The 4065-nt window shown below is 49.5% G+C and carries 4 protein-coding genes; 2 read left to right on the plus strand and 2 right to left on the minus strand.

From position 1 onward, the window contains the following. The first annotated feature begins 7 nt into the window (after window positions 1–7). Together Q0294_RS17735 and Q0294_RS17740 are read left to right on the plus strand one after the other, a co-directional pair. Window positions 8–1471 carry a DUF1501 domain-containing protein gene (locus tag Q0294_RS17735; protein WP_299468130.1) on the plus strand — a complete coding sequence of 488 codons (1464 nt, stop codon included), beginning with the start codon at window positions 8–10 and terminating at the stop codon, window positions 1469–1471. A 210-nt stretch (window positions 1472–1681) separates the two neighbouring features. Beyond that, the gene (locus tag Q0294_RS17740; protein ID WP_299468124.1) at window positions 1682–2410 is read left to right on the plus strand and encodes a Swt1 family HEPN domain-containing protein; all 729 of its coding nucleotides are present in this window, start codon (window positions 1682–1684) and stop codon (window positions 2408–2410) included. 8 nt (window positions 2411–2418) lie between these two features. Here Q0294_RS17740 and Q0294_RS17745 read toward each other — a convergent pair whose 3' ends face one another. Further along, window positions 2419–2781 carry a cupin domain-containing protein gene (locus Q0294_RS17745; RefSeq protein ID WP_299468126.1) on the minus strand — a complete coding sequence of 121 codons (363 nt, stop codon included), beginning with the start codon at window positions 2779–2781 and terminating at the stop codon, window positions 2419–2421. A 102-nt stretch (window positions 2782–2883) separates the two neighbouring features. Then, window positions 2884–4065: TIGR00300 family protein (locus Q0294_RS17750; RefSeq protein ID WP_299468128.1), on the minus strand; the 1182-nt coding region annotated here is incomplete at its 5' end.

Genomic DNA, 4065 nt, shown 5'->3' on the forward strand with positions numbered 1-4065 from the left:
AGTTCTGATGGCTGAAACAAATCGACATTTCAATTGTGAACCGATAATCACACGGCGGCAGATGCTGCAGCGCTGTGGAACCGGCCTGGGATCTATGGGTTTGGCCTCCATGCTGGCTTCACAGGGTTTACTGGAAGACGCCTCGGGGGCAACCACAGGTCGCAGTGAATCACCGATGGCTCCCAAAATCGCCCACTTCTCTCCCAAGGCGAAACACGTCATTCATATCTTTTTGAATGGGGGTGCCTCGCAGGTTGATACGTTTGATCCGAAACCCGCTTTGGCGAAATACGCAGGGAAAATGCTGCCAACCGAAAATCTGCGTACCGAGCGAAAAACCGGAGCCTCACTCCCTTCTCCCTTCAAATTCAAAAAGTACGGCGAGAGTGGTCTGGAAGTGAGCGAAATCTTTTCCGAGCTGGGTGAGTGTGTCGACGATATTGCGTTTGTTCGCTCCATGTACACAAACGTGCCCAACCATGAGCCCTCTTTGATGATGATGAATTGTGGTGACCTCATCCAGCCGCGCCCCAGTATGGGAGCCTGGGTCACTTATGGACTGGGAACGGAAAACCAGAATCTCCCCGGTTTTGTTGTCATGTGTCCGGGCGGGTACCCGATTACCGAATCTGCCAACTGGCGATCGGCTTTTTTGCCGGGTGCGTATCAGGGAACTCACCTCGATACGAAACACACTGATATTGAAAAACTGATTTCGAACATTAAAAACAAAAAACAATCTTTGCCCGAACAGCGTCATCAGCTCGATTTGCTGCAGGCATTAAACCGCAGACATCAGTCTGTTCGCTCTGAAGAATCGGCTTTGGAATCCCGTATTCAATCATTTGAGCTGGCTTATCGCATGCAGATGCAGGCCTCTGATGTGTTTGATGTGAATCAGGAACCGAAACATATTCACGAGATGTATGGTTCCGGAGTTCACGCGCGGCAAATGATGATTGCCCGCAGGCTCGTCGAGCGAGGCGTACGTTATGTGCAGCTTTGGCATGGGGAAGGTCAACCCTGGGACAATCATGATGATATCGAAAAGGGGCACAGGAATTTAGCCCGACAATGTTCTCAGCCGATTGCCGCTTTGCTGAAAGACTTGAAGCAAAGAGGGTTGCTTCAGGATACGATTGTGATGTGTGGCGGCGAATTTGGAAGAACCCCTGTCGTGGAAATGCCGACGCCTGGTTCAAACGCCGGCAAAATGAACGGACGCGACCATAATAATCATGGCTTTACAGTCTGGCTGGCCGGCGGGGGAGTGAAAGGTGGGCAGGCTTATGGCGCCACTGATGAATTTGGATTCGCTGCAGTAGAAAATAAGGTACACGTACACGATCTGCATGCCACGCTACTCAAGCTGCTTGGTTTTGACCATGAGCGATTGACCTATCGATTTGCAGGTCGAGACTTCAGGCTGACGGATGTTCATGGGAAGGTGGTCGAAGATCTGATCGCCTGACATAGTCACTCAGGATCGTTCTAGTCAATTAAACGGCTTTTTCGTAATTTTGGGCACATAAATCCCCAGCTTTGTGCCATTTATGAAGTAGAGATGCTTGACCTGATCCCCAAAATGGCGAAATATTGTTCATGCATATCGGTCTGTTAAGCGTTACGGTATCATTCTCCAGGCTGAATTTAGTATTGAAGGCGATTTAAGGGGATTCGTGTGGCCGGTGATAACGAGCGCATCAAACTGACTCTGGAATTACTGGGCAGCGGTCTCTGTCCGATCATTGAGCAGGAAATGAAAGCCGTTTACCAGGATGCCTGGATTGACCGCGCTAAAGAGAGTTTCCGTAATTCTCCTGTGACTTCTCAACCCGAAGGAGAGGCCATCCGTTGGGACGCCCATTCCACATTATTGATTTTGTGGGACCACTGGAACAGTGTCTTTCGCAATCGGCTGACTCCACTGGAGAGAAGTTTTGTTGGTGAATTAAGAGAATATCGCAATCGCTGGGCGCATCAAAGTCAGATTAATACGGCCGATACGCTCAGAATTCTCGATACGGCTTCCAGACTGTTATCTGCTGCGGGGGCAACCGAAGAAGCCCGGCAACTTCAGGTAGAACGCGATAAATTATTGCATCAGATTCTGCAGCAGCAGGGCAAAAATGTTTATGATGCCAGTGATCATCACCGCGAGCGGATGCGGGATGCGATCATCTTTCTGATTTGTGCGATCGTTACGGTATATGTCATTCTCCGCTCTTATGGCACGGAAGTGCCTGCGATCTTTTTTGCAGCCTTTGTCGCGAGCGTATTTGGATTTCTCGCTTATCAGCGCTGGGTGACGCCAGATCGTCCGACATACGGCGCACATGAATGTACGAATTGCGGGAAGATCATTTATGGAGAAGCCTGCCCGTATTGCAATGAAAATAATCTCACATGATTTGATGGTCAATCAAGCCATTCGTCTTCCGGATCGAATTTAGGAAAGACGATATTGATGATTTTCATCGTACCAATCGCTCTGTGCCGAATTCCGGGGGGAATGACAATTGACATACCCGCATGTACCGGAATGAGTTCATCATCCAGTTGCATCTGAGCATCTTCGTCACACTCCAGGAAATAATAGGTTTCCGTCAGTTTCCGATGATAGTGCAGTTCGGCCGTATCGGAGATCTCAGTGACGTGTAATGTGCCCGGGAACTCGGCAACATCGGCAAATGCGCGCCGCGCCGTTCCACAGGGGCAAGCAGTCCCCTCGATTTGGGAAAAATCAGCGAGATGATATTTTTTCTGTGTCGATTCCTGCATCAATTCATTCCCCAGCGGGTGCTTTATCTATCGATTTGAGAAAATCAGATTCCATCATTGTGTGAACCCCATTATAGCGGGGCGACCACCAAAGCAAAACAATCATTCCGGTTTATTGATGTCATCCAGCAGGACTCTTAAAAACGGTTCCACATCGGTGACGAGACCAATGGTCTGAAAGGTGCCACGATCAGCCAGTTTTGTTACCGTTGCCGGATTGATATCGACGCAAACGACTTTCACACTGGCCGGTAACAGATTTCCAACGGCAATGGAATGCAGAGTTGTGGCAATCATCAAACAGAATGAGACCCCCTGCACCAGTTCACGCATCTTGCGTTGCGCTTCCACGGAATCGGTAATGACGTCGGGCAAAGGGCCATCGTCACGTATGCTGCCCGCCAACAGAAATGGCACATTATTTTTCACGCATTCATACATGATTCCGGATTTCAGCACGCCCTGATCGACGGCCTGCTTAATGCTGCCCAAACGTCGAATACGATTAATCGCTCGTAAGTGGTGTTCGTGGCCTTCTTCAGTAGAACCGCCATGTTCCATTGAAATGCCGAGACTGGTTCCGTAGAAAGACTCTTCGATATCATGTGTGGCCAGTGCATTCCCGGCGAACAGAAGATTGACGTACCCTTCCCTGATCAGTTTGCTGAAGTGATTTCTGCTGCCGGTATGCACGACCGCAGGACCTGCCACAACCAGGATTTTTCCGGAACCTTGTCTGGCACGCCGCATTTCAGCTGCAATCTCTCTGACGGTAACCCCTTTGGGTTTTTCACTGGAGACGGTACTGTTCATGAAAGAGAAACTGGAAACTTCGGGGGCGCTGCGTTCTGTTGGAATCACTCTGGTTCCCTGGAGACCGATTACCACCAGTTCACCCTTTTGAACATCAGCCATGGGCAGACAATGGGCCGATTGCCGATCAGGACTGACTACGATGCCACAGTCCATTTCCTGTCGTTCAACGGGAATCCAGTTCCCTGCAATGCGAATTTCCGTTTTCTGATTGGTGGAGCAGTAAAATCCTTCAGGAAACGCTCCCTGCATATCTGCCGGCTCTAAAATGCAGTCGTGTTGATGTACGGGAACTGCGCCATGCTGGGCGATTTGAGTCAGAATCTTCTGAAGTGTCTCTTCATCTTTAGCGGAAACCTTGATCTGGGCGTGGCTGCTGTCTGACCGTAATTGACCAATCGCGATCTCATTGATAGAGAAATCTCCTCCCATGACGGTAATTTCGTCCAGAATTTTAGGCAAGAGTAAACT

Origin of the sequence: uncultured Gimesia sp. (assembly GCF_937919775.1) — a bacterium.
Lineage (GTDB): Bacteria > Planctomycetota > Planctomycetia > Planctomycetales > Planctomycetaceae > Gimesia.

Excerpts from the sequence above, each read along its gene's own strand:
- Q0294_RS17735 (WP_299468130.1), top strand. The coding sequence starts at position 8 with ATGGCTGAAACAAATCGACATTTCAATTGTGAACCGATAATCACACGG.
- Q0294_RS17745 (WP_299468126.1), bottom strand. The coding sequence starts at position 2,781 with ATGCAGGAATCGACACAGAAAAAATATCATCTCGCTGATTTTTCCCAA.